General features: G+C 41.7%; 23 protein-coding genes. All 23 read right to left on the reverse strand.

Going from position 1 to position 20292, the window contains the following annotated elements:
* Positions 1 to 3 precede the first annotated feature (3 nt).
* From OIT90_RS11515 to fliF, 23 genes are read right to left on the reverse strand one after another with little or no spacing between them, the layout of a single operon-like run.
* Complete coding sequence (locus OIT90_RS11515; RefSeq protein ID WP_039178562.1) at positions 4 to 1077, reverse strand: protein-glutamate methylesterase/protein-glutamine glutaminase; 1074 nt, start codon at positions 1075 to 1077, stop codon at positions 4 to 6.
* A complete protein-coding gene (locus tag OIT90_RS11520) occupies positions 1074 to 1979 on the reverse strand; it encodes a MinD/ParA family protein (RefSeq protein WP_059375106.1) in 906 nt (301 codons plus the stop codon). The genes OIT90_RS11515 and OIT90_RS11520 overlap by 4 nt, the downstream gene beginning before the upstream one ends.
* Positions 1973 to 3091 (reverse strand): flagellar biosynthesis protein FlhF, encoded by a 1119-nt coding sequence (gene flhF / locus OIT90_RS11525; RefSeq protein WP_144490548.1) that lies wholly within the window; start codon positions 3089 to 3091, stop codon positions 1973 to 1975. The genes OIT90_RS11520 and flhF overlap by 7 nt, the downstream gene beginning before the upstream one ends.
* Positions 3091 to 5124 (reverse strand): flagellar biosynthesis protein FlhA, encoded by a 2034-nt coding sequence (gene flhA, locus OIT90_RS11530; protein ID WP_039178556.1) that lies wholly within the window; start codon positions 5122 to 5124, stop codon positions 3091 to 3093. Before flhA ends, flhF begins: the two co-directional genes overlap by 1 nt.
* A gap of 29 nt (positions 5125 to 5153) precedes the next feature.
* Entirely contained in the window at positions 5154 to 6242 is a 1089-nt protein-coding gene (gene flhB / locus OIT90_RS11535; RefSeq protein WP_039178554.1) for a flagellar biosynthesis protein FlhB, read from the reverse strand.
* On the reverse strand, positions 6239 to 7018 hold the full coding sequence (gene fliR / locus OIT90_RS11540) for a flagellar biosynthetic protein FliR (RefSeq protein ID WP_024426982.1): 780 nt from the start codon (positions 7016 to 7018) through the stop codon (positions 6239 to 6241). The genes flhB and fliR overlap by 4 nt, the downstream gene beginning before the upstream one ends.
* Positions 7019 to 7024: 6 nt before the next feature.
* Positions 7025 to 7294, reverse strand: coding sequence for a flagellar biosynthesis protein FliQ (gene fliQ / locus OIT90_RS11545; protein ID WP_003211206.1), 270 nt, complete (start codon positions 7292 to 7294; stop codon positions 7025 to 7027).
* 16 nt (positions 7295 to 7310) lie between these two features.
* Entirely contained in the window at positions 7311 to 7976 is a 666-nt protein-coding gene (fliP, locus tag OIT90_RS11550) for a flagellar type III secretion system pore protein FliP (RefSeq protein WP_008354479.1), read from the reverse strand.
* Positions 7969 to 8628 (reverse strand): flagella biosynthesis regulatory protein FliZ, encoded by a 660-nt coding sequence (fliZ, locus tag OIT90_RS11555; RefSeq protein WP_039178546.1) that lies wholly within the window; start codon positions 8626 to 8628, stop codon positions 7969 to 7971. The genes fliP and fliZ overlap by 8 nt, the downstream gene beginning before the upstream one ends.
* Positions 8629 to 8646: 18 nt before the next feature.
* Complete coding sequence (locus tag OIT90_RS11560; protein ID WP_007499584.1) at positions 8647 to 9009, reverse strand: response regulator; 363 nt, start codon at positions 9007 to 9009, stop codon at positions 8647 to 8649.
* A gap of 27 nt (positions 9010 to 9036) precedes the next feature.
* Positions 9037 to 10155: a flagellar motor switch phosphatase FliY gene (fliY, locus tag OIT90_RS11565; protein ID WP_039178540.1), complete on the reverse strand. Its 1119-nt coding sequence runs from the start codon at positions 10153 to 10155 to the stop codon at positions 9037 to 9039.
* Positions 10145 to 11143, reverse strand: a complete 999-nt coding sequence (gene fliM, locus OIT90_RS11570; RefSeq protein ID WP_024424167.1) for a flagellar motor switch protein FliM — start codon at positions 11141 to 11143, stop codon at positions 10145 to 10147. The genes fliY and fliM overlap by 11 nt, the downstream gene beginning before the upstream one ends.
* A gap of 32 nt (positions 11144 to 11175) precedes the next feature.
* A complete protein-coding gene (gene fliL / locus OIT90_RS11575; protein ID WP_024424168.1) occupies positions 11176 to 11604 on the reverse strand; it encodes a flagellar basal body-associated protein FliL in 429 nt (142 codons plus the stop codon).
* On the reverse strand, positions 11601 to 11816 hold the full coding sequence (gene swrD, locus OIT90_RS11580) for a swarming motility protein SwrD (protein WP_008344794.1): 216 nt from the start codon (positions 11814 to 11816) through the stop codon (positions 11601 to 11603). Before swrD ends, fliL begins: the two co-directional genes overlap by 4 nt.
* 37 nt (positions 11817 to 11853) lie before the next feature.
* On the reverse strand, positions 11854 to 12645 hold the full coding sequence (gene flgG / locus OIT90_RS11585; RefSeq protein ID WP_047202163.1) for a flagellar basal body rod protein FlgG: 792 nt from the start codon (positions 12643 to 12645) through the stop codon (positions 11854 to 11856).
* Between the two features lie 17 nt (positions 12646 to 12662).
* Positions 12663 to 13109, reverse strand: coding sequence for a flagellar hook assembly protein FlgD (flgD, locus tag OIT90_RS11590; RefSeq protein ID WP_039178531.1), 447 nt, complete (start codon positions 13107 to 13109; stop codon positions 12663 to 12665).
* The gene (locus OIT90_RS11595; protein ID WP_474892578.1) at positions 13109 to 14434 is read right to left on the reverse strand and encodes a flagellar hook-length control protein FliK; all 1326 of its coding nucleotides are present in this window, start codon (positions 14432 to 14434) and stop codon (positions 13109 to 13111) included. The genes flgD and OIT90_RS11595 overlap by 1 nt, the downstream gene beginning before the upstream one ends.
* On the reverse strand, positions 14435 to 15136 hold the full coding sequence (locus OIT90_RS11600) for a MotE family protein (protein WP_099663252.1): 702 nt from the start codon (positions 15134 to 15136) through the stop codon (positions 14435 to 14437). It lies immediately after the preceding gene.
* A 12-nt stretch (positions 15137 to 15148) separates the two neighbouring features.
* Positions 15149 to 15592, reverse strand: a complete 444-nt coding sequence (fliJ, locus tag OIT90_RS11605) for a flagellar export protein FliJ (protein ID WP_024424173.1) — start codon at positions 15590 to 15592, stop codon at positions 15149 to 15151.
* A gap of 8 nt (positions 15593 to 15600) precedes the next feature.
* Positions 15601 to 16917, reverse strand: a complete 1317-nt coding sequence (gene fliI / locus OIT90_RS11610; RefSeq protein ID WP_474892579.1) for a flagellar protein export ATPase FliI — start codon at positions 16915 to 16917, stop codon at positions 15601 to 15603.
* The gene (fliH, locus tag OIT90_RS11615) at positions 16914 to 17678 is read right to left on the reverse strand and encodes a flagellar assembly protein FliH (RefSeq protein WP_126681803.1); all 765 of its coding nucleotides are present in this window, start codon (positions 17676 to 17678) and stop codon (positions 16914 to 16916) included. Before fliH ends, fliI begins: the two co-directional genes overlap by 4 nt.
* Positions 17671 to 18687, reverse strand: a complete 1017-nt coding sequence (fliG, locus tag OIT90_RS11620) for a flagellar motor switch protein FliG (RefSeq protein WP_039178520.1) — start codon at positions 18685 to 18687, stop codon at positions 17671 to 17673. Before fliG ends, fliH begins: the two co-directional genes overlap by 8 nt.
* 11 nt (positions 18688 to 18698) lie before the next feature.
* Complete coding sequence (gene fliF / locus OIT90_RS11625) at positions 18699 to 20291, reverse strand: flagellar basal-body MS-ring/collar protein FliF (protein WP_039178517.1); 1593 nt, start codon at positions 20289 to 20291, stop codon at positions 18699 to 18701.
* Position 20292: the final 1 nt, after the last annotated feature.

The raw sequence follows: 20292 nt of genomic DNA on the forward strand, positions 1-20292 counted from the left end.
TGTTCACGCCCTCTCTTTTTTCATGGAGCTTATAATTGCATGTGCGATGTCATCCACATGCCTTGTTTCATGTGCAAGGCCTGCTTTAATGACTGATTTAGGCATTCCGAAAACAACACATGATTCTTCTTTTTCTGCAATGACTTTCGTATGACCGCTTGCGACCATTTTTTTGACACCTTCCGTACCGTCACTGCCCATGCCTGTCATAATGACAGCGATTTTCTCGTAACCCTTTATATTGCTGATGGATTCAAATAAATAGTTAACAGATGGTTTGTGCCGGCTTTCCGTGTCTTCAGGGGACAGCCTGATAACAAGTGATCCCCCTTGGTCATGAAGTGACATATTCATTCCACCAGGAGCTATGTAAGCCACTCCATTTTTCGCGATGTCTCCATCTTGCGCTTCTTTAATCGTAATTTGTGATAAATGGTCTAACCTAGCAGCAAGTGATGCCGTAAATCCTGCCGGCATATGCTGCACAATCAATATAGGTGCCTCTATGTCCTTAGGCAGCTTCGTTACGACTCGTTGAAGTGCCCTTGGCCCTCCTGTAGATGTTCCGATAGAAATAATCTTTCGGAGTGAGGCGCCTTTTACTGTTTGCAGACGGGGTGCAGCCACTGGACTTGGCGGCTTTATCACCGGCTTAGGAGACACCTTCTCTTCAGTGCGTTTCCTTGACAGTCCTGCCGCAAGTACCCGCTCTACAATTTGCCCTCTCACTTTGTGCAAATCGAGCGAAATACTTCCCGAAGGTTTTGTCACAAAGTCGAAAGCACCGAGTTCTAAGCAATGGATGGTTAAATCTTTTCCTTGCTTTGTCTGGCTTGACACCATAATTACGGCAAGGTCGTGTTCAGCCAGAATTTGTTTTAATGCTTCTGTTCCATTTAAAACAGGCATTTCCACATCTAATGTGACAACATCTGGATTCAGTTCCTTGATCCGTTTTAAGGCATCTTCCCCATTTCGCGCCGTTCCGACGACTTCAATTTCTTGCTCAGCACTTAGAAAATCACTAATGAGTTTTCTCATAAAGGCCGAGTCATCTACTACTAGCACTCTAATCATGAGTCCACCTTCCTCCTTTTAAAAAAAGAGGACAACTTATCTATAAACGTATGCTGTTCTCTCCGTGCCTCTCTTATCTGCTGATGATATAGTGTTTCTGCCAGCATCTTAATGGTTTTACTCAGCCTTGAATGAGGCTGCTTCATATAAAATGGAATTTGTTCTGATACTGCTTTAGGAACCGCAGGATCATCAGGCACAGCGCCAGCGAATACAAGTTTTCTGTGAAGAAAACTTGTGACCACTCCTGCTAATTTCCGGTAGGTTTCAGACCCTTCTGACGGGGTTTTACACCGGTTGACAATGATTTGCACAGACCGTTCAAACTGATGAATGGCTAAGTGTTTAATTGCGCTGTAGGCATCCATGATGGATGTTGGCTCTGGCGTAGTCACAACGACTACTTCTCCTGCTGATAAGACAAATGGCAGCTGATCTTTTGACAGCCCGGCACCCATATCAAAGAATATACAATCGAAGCCCTGCATCATTTTTTCCATCTCTTCCAAAAAGAACGACCATTGATCTTTATCTAAAGAAAACAGCTGTTCAAGGCCGCTTCCGCCAGAAATGTAATATAGGTTATCCGTTCCTTTTGTCATAGCTGCTTGGAAGGATTTTTTTCTAACGAGAACATCTAATATAGAGCTAGTCGATGTTTTCCCTAGTAAAATATCAATATTCCCCATCCCAAAATCAAGATCGATTACTAACACTCTTTTGCCTGTGCTTGCGATAGACAGTGCCATATTCAGTGTCAAATTCGATTTACCTACCCCGCCTTTGCCGCTCATAACGGCAATGGTTTTTGCCTGTCCGTTGACGTTATGAGGAGCCGGTGTGATCATTTGACTCTGCTGAACTAGTTTTCTTAACCCTTCTGCTTGGTCGGGCTTCATGATTGTAAAACCATCCTTGTAAGTTCACGAGGAGAACCTTCAAGAATATCCTCAGGCACATTTTGGCCATTTGTTAAAAAACCAAGTTTGATTTGAGAGTCAGCAATGATTTGAAAAATGGTTCCCATCGTGTCCGTTTCATCTACTTTTGTAAAAATGAATTGATCGATTGGAACGTGTTCAAAGCGCTTGACCATGGCTTTCATGTCTTGATATTTTGATGTAGCACTCATCACGAGAAAACTTTGAATGCTCTCATCAAATGGAATAATGTCGGTCAGCTCTTTGATATACGCTTCTTCTTTAAAGTTACGGCCTGCTGTATCGATGAAAATATGATCATACTCTTTAAAGGTCTCTTGAGCTTTTACAAAATCCTCTCTCGAATAACAAACCTCAAGCGGTGCATTCAGCAGTTCAGCATATGTTTTCAGCTGTTCGATCGCTGCAATCCGGTACGTATCAGTTGTAATAAAAGCGATCTTTTTTTGCTGCTGAATGGCTGTTTTAGCAGCCAGCTTTGCAATCGTTGTCGTTTTACCAGCTCCAGTTGAACCGAACAGTACAATGTATTTTGAAGAAATCATCGGCTCATCAGAGGTTTTAGCTGGTAGCATATCTGTCAGCAGTTGTTCAAGTTCTTTTTCTATGTGATCTTCTTTAACCGCGCCCTTTGTTAAAAGACCTTTCAGGCATTCGTCTCGAATAGCATCATCAAGACCTTGATCCTTTAGCTTTTGATCGATTGCTACGAGAGGTTCAGGCAGAATACCAGCATGCCGTTCATTCCTCACATATTCTAAAGGCTGAGTATGAGTATGCGCTGGTTTCGCCGCTTTGGGAGCAAAGGATGGCTCTTCGGGCTGCTTTTGAACTTGTTCCTTTTTTGGTAACACTGGAAGAGGCGGCACAGGGTTTAACCCTTTACCAGCTCTTTCTTCGAAATCTTGATCCAGCACTGCAATCACTTCGACCATTTGCTGTTTCTTTAAACCAAACAGTTTGCGTTTGACAACGGTTTTGGAATTTAAAATAACGGCATCTTTCCCAAGCTGCTGCCTGATTTGAATCGTTGCCTCCTGCATAGAATTTGCTGTGATTTTTTTCATTTTCATTAGATATCCACCACTCCGATGCTCTGTACTTCCACATTCGCTTCTAGTTCGTTATAAGATAGTACCGGTAAATCTGGGAAATATCTTTCTAACAACTGCTTCACGTACATTCTTATAGGAGGTGAGCATAATAGAACCGGCGTTTCCTGACGAAGCGAAAGCTGTTCAATTTCTCTCGCCACTGATTGAATCACACTTTCAGAGGATTCTGGATCTAACGATAAGTAGTTGCCATGCTCTGTTTGCTGAACGCTGTCTGCAATCACCTTTTCTACTCGGCCTGAGCATGTCACGACTTTGAGTGATTCATCTTCTCTTGCATACTGTGCGGTAATCTGTCTTGCCAGGGCCTGTCTGACATACTCTGTTAATAAATCTGTATCAGTCGTTAATTTTCCGTAGTCTGCAAGCGTCTCAAAAATGGTGACAAGGTTTCGGATAGAGACCTTTTCTTTCAGCAGCTTCGCCAGTACTTTTTGAATATCACCGACTGCCAGCGGATTTGGCGTTACCTCATCCACTAAGACAGGATAACTTTCTTTCAGATGATCGATTAATTGCTTCGTTTCTTGGCGTCCGAGCAGTTCGTGTGTGTTTTGTCTAATCTTCTCTGTGATGTGAGTAGACACGACAGATGCTGGGTCCACAACCGTATAGCCTAGCATCTCAGCCTGATCTTTTTCTGCTTCGGATATCCATTTAGCCGGCAGTCCAAAGGATGGTTCGATTGTTTCAATCCCTTCAATTGGATCATCATCAGGCGTTGGGGACATCGCTAAGTAGTGATCAAGCAGCAGCTCCCCTTTTGCTACTTCGTTCCCTTTAATTTTCAATCGGTATTCATTTGGGTTCAGTGCAATATTGTCCCGGATCCGGACGACTGGAATGACAAGACCCAGTTCGAGGGCAAGCTGCCTTCGGATCATCACAATTCGGTCTAACAGGTCACCGCCCTGGTTTGCATCAGCGAGCGGGATGAGGCCGTAGCCAAATTCAAATTCAATGGCATCCATTTGCAGGAGATGAATAACGCTTTCTGGACTTTTCATCTCTTCTACCTCTGCCTGTTCCTCCAGTACCTCTTCAATTTCTTCTTGGTCTTGTTTGTTTTTCGACATCATGTATGCGCCAAGTGCAAGTAAACCTGCGATCGGCCCTGTCAAAAGTATGCCGATTGGCGTAAACAGCCCAAGAAGGAAGATCGTGCCCGCTGTCACATAAAGCATGGCTGGGAATGCGAAGAGCTGACCTGTAATGTCTGACCCAAGGTTTCCATTAGAAGCTGCTCTAGTCACAACAATCCCTGTCGCCGTTGAAATGAGGAGTGCCGGAATTTGCGAAACGATTCCGTCTCCTACCGTTAATAGGGTAAAGTGTGAAGCTGATTCTTGAATCGACATGCCTTGCTGAAGCATCCCGATAATGATTCCAAATATAATATTGATGATGACGATGATAATACCTGCGATGGCGTCCCCTTTTACGAACTTACTGGCACCATCCATCGCTCCATAAAAGTCTGCTTCTCTCGCTACTTTTTCACGGCGATTTCTTGCTTCACTTTCTGTCAGCATTCCTGCATTTAAATCTGCGTCAATACTCATTTGTTTACCTGGCATCGCATCGAGTGTAAATCTTGCCGCAACCTCTGATACACGCTCTGCCCCTTTTGTGATAACAATAAACTGAATGATGATCAGGATAAGGAAAACAACAAGACCAACGAGGATATTTCCTCCAACAACAAATGAACCGAACGTTTCGACAACTTTCCCAGCATCTCCTGTTGAAAGAATAGAACGTGTTGTAGAGATGTTAAGCCCTAAACGAAACAGCGTTAAGAGCAAAAGCAATGATGGAAAAATTGAAAATTGCAGTGGTTCTTGCATGTTCATTGTGGTGAGAAGCACGATAAGCGCAAGAGAAATATTAATAATGATTAAAATACTTAATAAAACGGGCGGAAACGGTATGACCAGCATCGCCACAATTAAAATAACACTGAATAAAACAGATAAATCTCTTGCTGACATGCCTGTTCTCTCCTTTTAAAACCAAAAATTCATAAAATCTTTTGTTTCGTTTTATAGACGTAAGCTAAAATTTCTGCGATAGCCTTAAAGTATTCTTCTGGCACCGCTTGGTCGATGTCGACCTGATCATAGAGCGCGCGGGCAAGCGGCCTGTTCTCTACAGTCATGACATCATGTTCTTTCGCAATCGTTCTAATTTTCAAAGCCAAAATATCCGTTCCCTTTGCTACAACATAGGGCGCGTCCATTTTTTCTTCGTCATACTTTAAAGCAATGGCATAGTGGGTTGGGTTTGTAATGATGACGTCCGCTTTTGGGACTTCCTGCATCATCCGTCTCATGGCCATTTCCCGCTGACGCTGTTTAATCTTTGATTTGATGAGCGGGTCACCCTCTGATTTTTTATACTCATCTTTGATGTCTTGTTTGGACATCCGCAAGTTTTTTTCATAATCAAATTTCTGATACATATAATCAAGCCCTGCCAAGATCAGAAGAGCACCAGCAGCATACAGCCCCATAATCAAGGTCATATTTGCGACGAAATGAAGGGTTTCCTCTGCTGTTAATAAAGGAAGCCGCAGAATTTCATCAAAGTGCATCCAAAGAGCAATAAATGTCGCAAAGCCAACAAAGCCAATTTTCAAAATGGATTTTAATAGCTCTACGAGGGCTCGAATACTGTATATTCGTTTAAATCCTTTGATTGGGTCAAGCTTTTCTAATTTCGGTTGAATCACTTCTGTCGAAAAGAGAAAGCCGACTTGTAAATAGTTACTGAGAACGCCTGCCAGCATACCAACACCAAGGATTGGCATAAGGAGGATCCCTGTTTCCTGAAGCAATTCCAAGAATAATTGATGAATATTAGATGTGCTAACCTTCATTAGCATAGTTGTTGAATAAAAACGTTCAATGAGCGCGATAATCCGCTCTTTCATAAAAGGCCCAATAAAAAAGAATGATAAAAAGATTAATAGAAATGAGATGGCTGTATTGACGTCGGTACTTTTGGCAACCTGTCCTTTTTTACGTGAATCCCGTCTTTTTTTCGGCGTTGCTTTTTCTGTTTTTTCACCTGCGAAAAATTGCAAGTCTAGTCTAAGTCTTGTCATCATGACGAACCACCGACCAATGCTAAGAAATTCCTCATGGTGAGTACAATCGTTTCAAATGTATTTTGGACAACACCGAAGATGACGCCCATACAGATGATGATCATAATAAAACTCACACCCATTTTAATAGGAAGTCCAACCACAAATACGTTCATTTGTGGAACTGTACGTGCCACAATTCCCAGTGCCAAATCGACTAAAAACAGACTTGCCACTACAGGTGCCGAGATTTGAAAGGCAATGATAAACATTTGGTTGAAGCTCTTTGCGATAAAGTAAGCAAAGGATTCACTGCCGAAATTCAGCGCGTATTGATCAACTGCAATGTATTGAAAGCTGTAATAGATTCCATCAAGCAGCAGGTGATGTGCGTTTGTTGCCAGCATCAACAGCAGTGTGACCGTATAAAAAAACTGTCCCATCAGCGGCGTCTGCGCCCCTGTTTGCGGATCGATAATATTGGCAATCGCAAAACCCATTTGAAAATCAATGAATGAGCCGGCAATTTGAACAGCGGACACCATGATGTATGCAATCAGCCCAAGCAGCAGACCGACCATTGCTTCTTTCACCGCAAGCATCATATAAAGACCGTCGATGTCAAGTGCTGGCGGTTCTTTTATGGTGCTAAAACTAATGACAGCTAAAAACAGTGAGAATCCAACTCTGTGTACAGCTGGGATCGTTCTATGCGCTAAAAGCGGTACTGTCACAAAAAAAGCGGTGATCCGAATAAAAACTAAAAGAAAAGCAGGGAATAATTCTATGATTGACATCTCTGCTTAACCTGCAAATCGATCTAAATTCGAGAACAGTTCTGTCGTAAAAGACACAATTGTTGAAAGCATCCATGGACCAAACACAACGAGTCCAATGAGTACTGCAACAATCTTAGGAATAAACGCAAGCGTCTGTTCTTGAATTTGGGTTGTCGCCTGAAACACACTGACAATCAGTCCCACAATGAGTGCGAGCGCTAGAAGCGGCCCACTCACAAGCAATACTACATACACTGATCTTTCAGCCATCGTAATGACAAATTCTGAACTCATGTTTTAAGCACCTACTCTAAAAGCTTTGCAGCAAAGATTTAACTATCAAATACCATCCATCGACTAAAACAAATAACAATATTTTGAAAGGGAGTGATATCATAACCGGCGGAAGCATCATCATCCCCATTGACATCAGAACACTTGCGACCACCATGTCAATAATTAAAAATGGAATAAAGATCATAAAACCAATTTGAAATGCCGTCTTTAATTCTGAGATGGCAAAAGCGGGAACCATCGCCGTTAATGGAATATCTTTAATCGATTCAGGTGTATCCATTTTTGCGTAGCTAAGAAATAAAGCCAAATCTTTCTGTCTTGTATGTTTACTCATAAACTCTTTAATAGGCACTTCGGCTTTTTCATATGCCTGATTTAACGTGATGTCATCATTTAAAAGCGGCGTGAGCGCCTCTTTATTAATCTGTGAGAACGTGGGTGCCATGATAAAAAATGTGAGAAACAAAGCAAGTCCAACAAGCACTTGGTTTGGCGGCATTGAGTTGGTTGCAAGTGATGTTCTGACAAATGAAAGAACAATCACAATCCGTGTAAAACACGTCATTAAAATGAGAATGCCCGGTGCAACCGAAAATACAGTTAAAAGTAATAGAAGACGGACAGATGTGCTAATATTTCCTGCACCGCTGGAATTAAATAAATCGATAAACTCATTCATTTTGTTTCGGGCCTTTCTTTCTGACTTCTGATTGGGTCTTTTTCAATTCGGCTAGCTGCGCCTTTAAATTGGCTGAAAAAGAAGAAGTGGTCGGCTGATCATGTTTCTTTACCTGCGAGGTGAATTTTTGAACCATTTTTGGTAAATCGGTCTTACTCTCCATCGCTTCTTCATATTGTTTTACGATTGCTTCACATTCTTGTTCATCATCAATTTCTTTTAGCAGCTGGATTGAATCTGCTACGCCGACAACTAATACTCGTTTGCCCACCTTGATCAGCTGGACTGAACGGTTTTGTCCGACTGTCGTTCCGCCAATATTTTCAACATAGCGAAATGGTTTGAGTAAGCGGTTTTGCTTACCAACAAATCTCACCAATCCATAAATAAGCAGGATGACAAATAGTAAGGCACCAATCATTTTGACAAAATCCATAATGGAGACAGAAGAAGAGGGAACTTCTTCTGCCGGATTCGTTTGATTGTCAGTGGTTTTCTTCTCTGTATCCTTTTTGCTTTCTTTCTCATCTTTGAGCCAGTCATTCACTGTGCCATTCTCAGGATCTTTCGTTTCAGCAAACAGTGAGGCAGGCTGCATCGTCAAGAAAAGCATAAAACTGATCATTGCTATACATATCAAACGTTTTTTCAACAAATCTTACACCCTTTTTTAGCCTAACGTTTTATTAATTGCTTCAAGTACACGGTCTGCCTGGAATGGCTTCACGATAAAGTCTTTTGCGCCTGCTTGGATCGCGTCAATAACCATTGACTGCTGTCCCATTGCAGAACACATGATGATTTTTGCAGAAGCATCGATTTGTTTAATTTCTTTTAGTGCAGTGATTCCGTCCATTTCTGGCATTGTGATATCCATTGTGACAAGATCAGGAGATGTTTCTTTGTATTTTTCAACTGCTTGTGCGCCGTTTTCTGCTTCTCCTACTACATCAAATCCGTTTTTTACAAGAATATCCTTGATCATCATTCTCATGAATGCTGCATCATCTACGATTAATACCTTAGTAGCCATTTACTTATTCTCTCCCTGTATGTTTGTTTATTTTAAATTAGAAAGTCTTTCTGACTGGCTTAAAATGTCAGTCACACGAACACCAAAGTTCTCATCAATGACAACGACTTCCCCTTTGGCGACGATTCGTTTGTTAACTAGAATGTCTACTGGCTCACCAGCAAGTTTGTCCAGTTCAATGATACTTCCAGCTGAAAGCTCAAGAACTTCTTTCACACTGCGCTGAGTTCTTCCAAGTTCCACCGTAATGGAAAGCGGAATGTCCATCAGCATATCAAGATTTCCAAGCTGGCTTGTTGTATGCTGAGGCTCACTGAACGCTTCAAATTCGACTGGCGCCACATTTACAGGTGCTGCCGGCTTCGCCTGTCTTTTCGGCGGTGCCGCTTGCTGCGCTGGGGCAGACTGCGTTTGCGTTGCTGCCGGCTGAGGTTCAGGTGTGCTCACTTGAGCTTCTTGAACAGGCTCTTCTTCTTGCGCAGGGACTGTTAATTCTGCGATTAAATCCTTCGCAAATGTAATAGGATAAAGCTGCATAATATTTGAATCGATCAGTTCACCTATTGTTAATCTGAAGGATACTTTGACAAGCATTTCTTCAGCTGGAATGCGGTCTGTCCCTTCTCCTTCTTTCACATCAAGTAATTCGACGCGCGGCGGAGAAATATCAATCTTTTTATTAAAGACTGTCGACATAGACGTCGCAGCAGAACCCATCATTTGGTTCATCGCTTCTTGCACTGCACTTAAATGAATTTCGCTTAAAGAAGGGTCAGCATTTGTGCCGTCTCCGCCCATCATTAAGTCCGCAATGACTGCTGCATCTGTTTGCTGGATAACAAGCAGGTTACTTGCGCTGAAGCCCTCTGTATAATTCACTTCAATAGCGACATACGGATGAGGAAATTCCTCATTCAGCTTACTTTTTTGAATTACTGTAACCGTTGGAGTTGTAATCTCCACTTTTTGATTTAATAGGGTTGAAAGTGCTGTTGCAGAGCTGCCAAATGAAATATTACCGATTTCTCCAATGGCATCTTGCTCCATTGCAGAAAGGATTGTATCAGGCTCTATATCGTCATTGCTGCCTCCTTTAAGGAGCGCATCGATTTCGTCTTGTGATAATTTACTTCCGTTATTCTCCATCTTCTTCACCTCTTATGTCGTGATCTAGAATTTGAATCGCCTGTTTCCGATTCACGCGGCCGGCCTGTCCCAAGAATTTCGGTTTATTTCCGACCATAACAGTAAGAGGCGCATTTACTGGTTTGTCCAAGGCAATACAATCACCAATTTCCAAATTCAAAAACTCTTCCACCGTCATTTCCGATTGTCCCAGCTCTGCGACTACCGGTATTTTTGCCTTCATAATCCGTTTTTCAATGGCCTTTGTCTCTTGCTGTTTTGGTTCATTTCGTTCAGACTGCATCCAGTAGTGTACAGACAGCTTCGGAATAATAGGCTCTAATACAACGTGAGGAATACATAGGTTAATAACCCCGCTTACCTCGCCAATCTGTGTATTAAGAGAAATGACGACAACTGTTTCGTTTGGTGACACCATTTGAACAAACTGGGGATTTACCTCGAAATCTGCCATTTCAGGCTCGATGTCGGTTATGGACTGCCACGCTTCTCTGTAATTTTCCAAAGCTCCCTCAAACATGTTTGAGATAATCTTTGTTTCAATTTCTGTAAGTGATTCTGTCTTATTATGACTAATGCCAATCCCGCCCATCAGCCTGTCCATCATCGCATAGCCGATTGTTGGGTTTACTTCAAGCATGATTCTTCCTTCAAGCGGGCTGACATAAAATAAGTTTAATAATGTCATATTAGGAATCGAACGAATAAATTCTTCGTATGGTACTTGGTCAACCGAGCTGACAGTAATTTGAATATATGATCTTAGCTGCGCTGAAAAGTGAGTGGTGAGCAGTCTAGCGAAGTTATCATGAATCCTTGTTAAACTTCGAATCTGGTCTTTTGAAAAGCGCAGTGCACGTTTAAAGTCATACACTTTCACTTTTTTCGTCGTTTCTTCTTTTTTCAGCTCTTCTGCATCCATTTCGCCTGTTGAGATGGCGGATAATAATGCGTCGATCTCATTCTGGGAAAGCACTTCTCCTGACATTTCTTCACCTCCGTCGCGTTAATTAATCGCCTCTATTGCAGATTAAAGGAGGTTATATATACTTCTTTCACCTTGCCATCTTGCAAATAGTTATTCACTTTGTTTTTGACTTGTGTTTTAAAATGTTCTCTGCCTTTTTTGCCATCAAGTTCATCTGCATTCGTGTCTGATAAAATGTCGATTACAGCATCTTTTACTTGGAAACTTCTTTTCTCAAGCTCTGATTTTGCCTTTTCAGAGTCCGTTTCAATATTCAGGACAAGTTTGACAGCATTTCCTTCAGATTTTAAATTGGTGATAATCTCAGGAATTTCAACAGAAGCTTTTACGACTTCATCTGCTGTTGGCTCTTTTTCAGCTTTTGCTTCGTCTGACCCATTCAGCAGAAAAAAGATGCCTGCTCCAATTCCGACGATGGCAATAATCATGATTAGCATTACTACGACTAATTTCTTCTTCATTCAAACTCCTCTATTCCTTGATTCAATGAAATGACTTGGATTTTTCTGTAGAAAGAAATGATTTTCTCTTGAAGCTGCTCTTCATCTTCTTTCACAACGAATTTCTTTCCATTGGCCAAAGTAATGGTCGTGTCTGGAAAACTTTCGATTTGCTCGATATGGAGAGCGTTCAGCATAAATCCTTTGCCATTTAATCTTGTCACTTCAATCATATTAAGCAGAGAAGCGATCATCCGCTCCCCCTACCTCCTATCGTTTCAGATTCACAAGCTCTTGCAGAATTTCATCAGAAGTTGTGATCGTCTTTGCATTCGATTGGAATCCGCGCTGCGCGATAATCATTTCAGTAAACTCATCTGTTAAATCAACGTTTGACATTTCAAGTTTCCCTGTTTGGATCACGCCAGTTCCTTCTTCACCAGGTACGATAGGATTACTTGGTGCACCTGAGCTTAACGTTTGGCGGTAAAGGTTGTCACCAACTTTGTCTAATCCTCCTGCGTTACGGAAAGATACGAGTGAAATCTGTCCAACAGTTCTAGATACGTTGTTTTCAACAACCGAAACCGTTCCATCTGGACCAACACTTACACTTGAAACGCCATCTGGAATCGTTATCTTTTGTCCATTCATTCCAAGCAGATAATTTCCATCAGGGGTGACTAAGCTTCCCTCTGAATCAGTGTCGAAATTCCCTGTTCTTGTATAAAGAATTTCTCCTTGACTTTCAATACGGAAAAACCCATCTCCATTGATATAGAAGTCGTAAGGTTCATTTGTATTTTGAGAAGATCCCGCTGACATGATTTTATCAATAGAAGATAAAGATGATCCTAAACCAATTTGTTTTGAGTTGATTGAACCAGAGTTGTTCGTTGGTCCACCTGAACTTCCAATGGTTTGGCTGACCATATCTTTAAACGTGATACGGCTTTTTTTGTATCCGTGTGTATTGACGTTGGCTACGTTGTTGGCTACCACATCTAATTTTGATTGGAAGTTTTTCATTCCGCTAATTCCTGAGTAAAGTGAGCGTAACATTTATTTTCCTCCTCGAATTACTTCGTTTTTTCTCCAACTGCTGTAACATCCCAAGGGCTGATTTTCGTTCCATCTTCCAAAATAAGCAAGTATTCATTGTCTATGTTTTTAACAGACTTCACAGTGCCCGATATCTCTTTATCATCCAGCTTGCCCGATACTTCTTTACCAATCCAGCCTACATACGTCGTAAACGGATCTTGGTGTGCAACAAATGTAGACATGAGCTGATTCAGCTTGGTGATCGAATCGTTCATATTGGTTTGCTGTTCTAAAGATGAAAAAGTGGCAAGCTGCGTGACAAACTCACGGTCATCAAGTGGGTTTGTCGGATCTTGGTTTTGAAGCTGTGTGAGCAAAATTTTCAAGAATTGATCTTTGCCGAGCGTATCTGTTTTCTTTTCTGCTTTTGAAGAAGTGTCTGTTTGTGCGGCTGTTCTATTCGTAGCATCAACTGTTGCCATTAGATCTCCTCCTCTTCTTCATCTGACCCAACAAGAGCATCCAGAACATCTTGGAATTCTGCTTCCTGTTCATCAGCCTGCTGGAAATTCTGTCCTTTTGGCTGCTGCTGCTTGTTTTCTTCACTGAACTGTCCAAATAACGGCTGCTCATTTGATTGAAGCGGTATATGGAAACGGTCCACTTGAACCGACATATTCGGAAGCGCCTGCTTGAGCTGCGGAAGGTGATGCTCTAACAGCTCTTTTGCTGCTTGCGTCGAGGCTGTAATTTTACTCGCATACATACCGTTTTGTTTCGTTAGCTGAATGGTAATAAATCCAAGATTTTCAGGATTTAATCGAACGGTAAACCGTCCGCTTGAATTGCCAAACGGCGTGAATTTCATTTGCTTCCACGTGTTTAGAATTTGCTGATCAACTGTTCCTGGCTTTTCATCAGTCGTTTGTGTCTGCTGAACAGGAGCCGCTGACTGCAGTTGGAAAAACTGCTTATGACCTGGCAGAAGCGAGTGGGTCATTATTTTTTCAGAAGCTGGCACAGCAGTGCTTTGTCCTTTAACGACTTCTTTTTTGATGAGCCACTCAAGAGATGCATTCCCTTTTGCTGGAGAAGCGAGAGTAGATTCTTGTTTTGGAGAGACCAGTTCCTTCAACTCTCCTAGTGAAATTTTCCACTCTTTGTCTGATCCTTTCGCACTCGCCATCATATGATCGATTAACTGATTAAAGTGCTTTAGCTCACTTTGAGTCATCGAATTCAGCTTTGGTGCTGAACCCTGCGAAAAGAACTGCTCTTTTACTTGCTGAACGAGTTTCTCATCTACCCCGTTTTTCGAAAGAAAGTCGATGAAGTCTTGACCTTTTCCTTCAATATCCTGCACAAGTTTCGCATCAAAGCTGAGCGGCTGTTGATTGAGCAATTGATAGATGAAAAAGTGGACTTGTATGAGCTGTTCACTATGTTCAGAACCTGGCTTTTCAGCTTGATCACCGTAAATGGAAGATTCCATTTTTTGAAATAATTCTTCAAGTGACTTGAGATCAGTTGTTTCAAGTGTTTGACCTTGTAGTGTTTGAAGCGCACTTAGTAGGTCTGCGCTCATTCCCTCTTCAGGTGATTGCATCCATTTTTCAATGATCTGCATCGCATCATTGATAGAAAGAGAGGCAACAGCGGCTGTCTCAGCATGAACAGGACCGCTTTGGGCGCCTGCTCCGCTAAGTAATTGTTTAAACAAACCGCTGGCAGTTGCCGCGCCGCCTCCCTTTAGTCCCGAGAGACCTTGAGAAGATTGCTGTAAGGCTGCAATATCCAATAGCTTCACTTATTGTCCACCCCCATTTTCACGTTCTTCTTTTTTGGCAAGCTCTTTTGTAAACGTTGCTGCCTTCTGAGGTGTCAATTTTGCTAAAATGTCTGTCAGTTTATTTTTGCTCAGCTCTTCAAGGATTTTTAATGCCTCTTTATCACTTAGTTCTGATAAAATTTTGGCGGATTTCCCTGGGTCCATGCTTTCATAAATGCTGGCGATCTTTCCTTTTGTCTGCTGATTAGAGGATGCCGCTGCATCAGAGGACTCCGCTGCCGAGTTATTACCTGACGTATTATTTGATGAGCTGTTATTCGATGAACTGTCATTGGCTGACGTATTCTTTGCATCATTTTCAGATGTTTTTTCAAGTGAGTTGATTTTTTGATTCAGTCTTTTAATCTCTTCATCACTTGTTTTCAAATCTTTTTGTGCAATTTCGAGCTCATTTTTTTGCTCTTTAATGGTCTTTTTCAGTTCTTTCAACTCTGCATCGTTTTGATCATTAGGTGAAGATGACGTTTTTGAGGTGTCATCTGAACCAACTAAGCTGCTGATCACCGGAATGTTTTGGAGCGGTTTCTTTAGATCAAAACCTGCCATATAAAGGATCGTGCCAGTGACAATCACAAGCACAATCAATGGGATGATGACAATAAACAAGATCCATTGAAATTTCCCGCCGCCTGATTCCTTCGTTTTTTCCTTCTTAGGCATTCATCTCGACTCCTAATGTCCTTGAAACATGAATTGGCTGATAGAGATATCATCCATTTCTTTCATTTCAATTGCCTTATGTTCAAGGGAAAACTTTTCAAATTGCTTTTCTTTCATTTTTTCAAACTTTTTAAACTCAATGTTTTTTTCAGTTAAATCAGATTGTTTTTCATTCATTTGATGACGTTTCATGATCACAAGCTGCTGATAATGCTGAATGGTGTTATCTAAGTTGGTCACAAATTGCTGGTAATGACGCATTTCTTGAACACTCATTCCACTTCTCAGCTTTTCTTCTTTGCTTTTTTCCATTAGCTCTTTTTTACTCATATTTTCATAGAGTTTTTCAGCGACTTGCTCAAATGCCGAAACGGATTGTTGGTACGCTGCAAGTGACTTGTCTTTTTCACTTTCTTTCAGTTCTAAGAGCTTTTGAAATTTGTATTGATATCTCACTGTTTTTGTCAATCCTCTCTATTCATCAAACTGAGCAATAAACTCACACTGTCTTCAATAGATACAGCCTCTTCTACATCCTGCTTCAAAAATGAAATCAGATGAGGGTAAGCCTGCATGGCCTCATCAATATCTTTGGAGGAGCCTTTTTTATACGCTCCAATATTAATGAGGTCTTCAGCGTTTTGATAAGTGGATAAAAGCTGGCGGAACCGGTTAGCCGCTTCCTTGTGATCATGACTTGCGATATTGCTCATGACACGGCTGATACTTTTCAAAATATTAACAGCGGGAAATTGTCCTTTGTTGGCTAAAGCACGATCAAGGACAATGTGGCCATCCAGGATCCCCCTCACTGTATCAGCGATCGGTTCATTCATATCGTCCCCATCAACAAGAACTGTGTAAAACGCTGTGATCGAACCAAGCTGATTTGTCCCAGTTCGTTCGAGCAATTTTGGCAGTATAGCGAACACTGATGGTGTATATCCTTTTGTTGTTGGCGGCTCGCCAGTTGCAAGGCCTATTTCCCTTTGCGCCATGGCAACCCTCGTAACAGAATCCATCATGAACATGACATTTTTGCCTCTGTCTCTGAAATATTCCGCAATGGCTGTTGCAGTATAGGCAGCTTTCAATCTCGTCAGTGCAGGCTGGTCAGAAGTTGCGACAACAACAATTGATCGCTTCAGTCCTTCAGCACCTAAATCCTTTTCAATAAATTCACGAACTTCACGGCCACGCTCTCCAACAAGGGCAATCACATTGAGGTCTGCTTCTGTCTGCTTTGCAATCATCCCCATTAAGGTACTTTTTCCAACACCACTTCCGGCAAAAATCCCGATCCTTTGACCAGTGCCAACTGTGAGCAAACTATCAATGACTCTAACGCCGACACCCATCTTTTCTCGAATAGGCGGTCTGTCCATCGGATTTGGGGGTGACTGATCTGTCGAAACAGGTGCAAGTCCCTTTGGAAGCATACTGCCATCAAGCGGATCACCGAAGGCATCAACGACTTCACCAATTAATCCAGTCCCTACTTTGACCTTCAGCGACTCACCCGTCGCTTCCACAAGACTTCCTGGTGAAATATTGGATGCTTCTACATAAGGCATGAGCAGAATGTTTTCATCTCTAAACCCTACGACCTCTGCTTTTATCGGATGGTGCTTGCTCCCTTTTTTATGAATGATGCACACGTCACCGATCGAACTCTCCGGCCCCTTAGATTCAATCATCAGCCCAACCACTCGGTTGACTTTTCCAAATCGTTTATAAGGATCAGCGGTTTCAATCGTTTCTTTTAACACATCCATTTTCATTTGTGATCACCTGAATCAATGACTTCTAATAATTTTTCTTTCAGCTGATTCAATTGGGTATCAACACTCGCTTCCACTTTTCCAAAACTTGTTTCTACGTAACAAGTTCCTTTTGGCGCTTTTTCATCCGAGTAAATGGCAAGATGTGTATCCTTTTGAAGGATTCTAATCAATTCGTCTTTATATTCCATCACATGCTCGTAATGTTCAGGGTCAACATAGATGGAAATATCGTCATATTCTTTCACTTCTGAAATGACCTGCTTCACAAGAGCCAAAAATTGATCTTTCGTCTCCTCTGCTGCATTCCAAACGCGTTTGGCGAGTTCAAAAGCAAGTTCCACAATTTGCTCAGCAGAGCTTTCAATTTTTTCTTCGTAGTCCTGCCTTGCAAGACCGGCGATGTCATTTGCTTGATCAAGAATAGCTTGGTACTGCAAATTCGCATCTGCTTCGCCCTTTTGAAAGCCGTCTTGATAACCTGCTTGTTTCGCTTCTTCAATGAGCTGTATTCTTTCTTCTTCAAAATCAGTTCTGCGCTGATTGATTTCAGCCATTGTTTTTTCCAGCTCACTGTTTGCTTGTTCTAATATGCGGCTCGCCTGATCTTCTGCATCACTAAGTACAAGCTGTGATGCCTCGGTTTCATTGACAAGCTCTTCTTCGTGATGTTCTCTTTTAAACTCCACTTGCTGTAAAGGAATCGTTTGCCGTCCTTGTTCAGGAATAACAGATGTTTCATGTTTGATAATCCTAGACAATGATATCGTCTCCTCCGCCTCGAGCTATGACGATTTCTCCAGCTTCCTCAAGTCGTCTTACGATGCTGACAATACGGGTTTGTGCTTCCTCGACATCTCTAAGCCGGACAGGCCCCATAAACTCCATTTCTTCCTTGAATGTTTCGACCATCCGCTGTGACATGTTGCGGAAGACAATTTCTTTGACCTCTTCGCTTGCCACTTTGAGTGCGAGCAATAAGTCATCATTTTCAACATCTCTGATGACACGCTGAATCGCTCTGCTGTCAAGAGTGACAATATCTTCAAAGACAAACATACGTTTCTTAATTTCATCAGCAAGTTCAGGATCTTGAATTTCAAGTGTGTCTAAAATGGTCTTCTCCGTAGCACGGTCTACACCATTTAGCACTTCCACAACCGCTTCGACTCCGCCTGTTTGCGTGTAGTCCTGCGTAAAGGTTGAAGACAGCTTTTGTTCAAGAATGCGTTCCACCTCATTGATGATCTCTGGAGATGTGCGGTCCATTAAGGCAATACGTCTTGCAACCTCAGTTTGTACTTCCTCGCCTAATTCAGATAAAATTTGCCCAGCCTGCACTGGATCCAGGTAGGAAAGGATGAGCGCAATCGTTTGTGGATGCTCATGCTGGATAAAGTTTAAAATTTGTTCTGGTTCAGCCTTTCGAGCAAAATCAAATGGTTTTACTTGAAGAGAGGATGTTAACCGGTTTAAGATGCTGTCCGCTTTGTCCTCACCAAGCGCTTTTTCAAGCACTTGTCTTGCGTACATAAGACCGCCCTGCGATATGTAGTCCTGCGCGATGGCAATGCTGTGAAACTCTTCGATGATTTCATCTTTTTTAGCAGTATCTACACTTCGTACATTGGAAATTTCTAATGTTAATTTTTCTATTTCGTCTTCAGACAGATGTTTGTATACAGATGCTGACACGTCTAGCCCTAAGGAAATCATTAGGATTGCTGCTTTTTGTCTGCCTGTTAGTCGATTTGGATCTTTTCTCGACATGTGTATTCCTCCTAATCCTCGGACAGCCAGCTGCGTAGCAATTTAGCAAAGTCTTCTGGTTTTTCTTTTGCCATTTTTTCAAGCTGATTTTTTCTCACCATTTCTTCTGTTTCTGGTTCAGTGTCGATATCAGGAACATCGATTGGTGTACGTTCATCAAACTCAAACTCTTCTTCCTCATCTCTTCTACGCTTACGTACAAGAAGAATGATAAGAGCGATAATTGCAAGTAGGAGCACACCGCCTACAATATAAACCCAGATTGGAATATTATTTGAAGGGTTATCTGCCGCAGTTTGCTGTTTACCGTCTAATTTTGATACTGATAAAACGATTTTGTTATCTAAGTCTGCTTGAGTGAGCGCTTGACCATTTGTGTATTCTTTATCAATCGATGTGCTAATGATCGTTGAAAGAATCTTTTTGATATCATCTTGTCTTTCAGCTGTTAAAGAGTTTGCATCGTTTGCAGTTGGTGGTTCGACCAACGCTTGAATGCCAACATCTCTAATTTTATAAGGGCTTTCTTTGATATCTTTATGAATGCGGTTGACTTCATAATTGATACGATCTTCACTCTTCTCGTAATCTCCGCTTCCATTCGCTCCATCGGCACCTTGATAATTTGTAACATCATCGTCACCTGTTCCAGCGGTGCCTCCAGCTGCTGCTCCATTGCCTGAATATGTTTCAGCAATCTTTTCAGCGCTGACAGCAATCCCCTGCATGTTTTCTTTATCAACAGGTTCTACAAGGTCTTCTTTTCTTTTTTCTTCAGTAAAATCAATGTCTGTTGTGACCGATACAGCCACTTTATCTTGACCCATCATTGTTCCGAGCAGCTGCTGAATTTTTCTTTGAAGATTCTTTTCGATTTCCTCTTTTTTCTGCTGCTGTGCATCCATTCCACTTGCATAAGAATCGGAACTGGTGTTTAAGTCGTAGTAGTTGGAATCTTGGTCCATAATGACAATGTTTTCTGTTTTTAAATTCGGCACACTTTTTGAAATAAGATGATAAAGGCCTTTTACTTGCTGCGGCGTAAGCGTGTAGCCAGGCTCAACTTGCAGCACAATGGATGCTGATGCATTACTTTGCTCTTCTCCAACAAAAACGGAATCTTTTGGCAGGTTAATCATCACTTTTGAATCTTTAATCCCATCAATTGTGTTGATCAGATTGGATAGTTCTGTCTGAGTTGCGTCTACTTTCAGAACATCAAATTCATTATCTGTTAAACCGAAGCCTGAATTGTTTGCAAAGAAGGAATAATCAATGTTGCCTGTCTTAGGAAGCCCTTCAGATGCGAGTGTTACTTTTAAAGAGTCTGCTTGCTTTTCTGGAACGAGAATCGTTGTTCCATTGTTTGCAAGTTCCGATTTAACGTTTTTGCCATCTAGTTCCTGTTTGATTTGTCCAGCTTCTGCCTCAGACAAGTCTCTAAAGAGCGGAACCATTTTTTCAGAAGAAGCAAAGATGCTAACAACCGTAATAATAATTGCTAGGGCAGCAACGCCGCCAATCATGAGTATTTTTTGTAATTTTGATCGATTTCGCCAAAACTCAACTGTTTTTGTTCTTAATTGCATTAAAGTACGATTCATC

The organism is Bacillus sp. ABR (genome assembly GCF_056172715.1).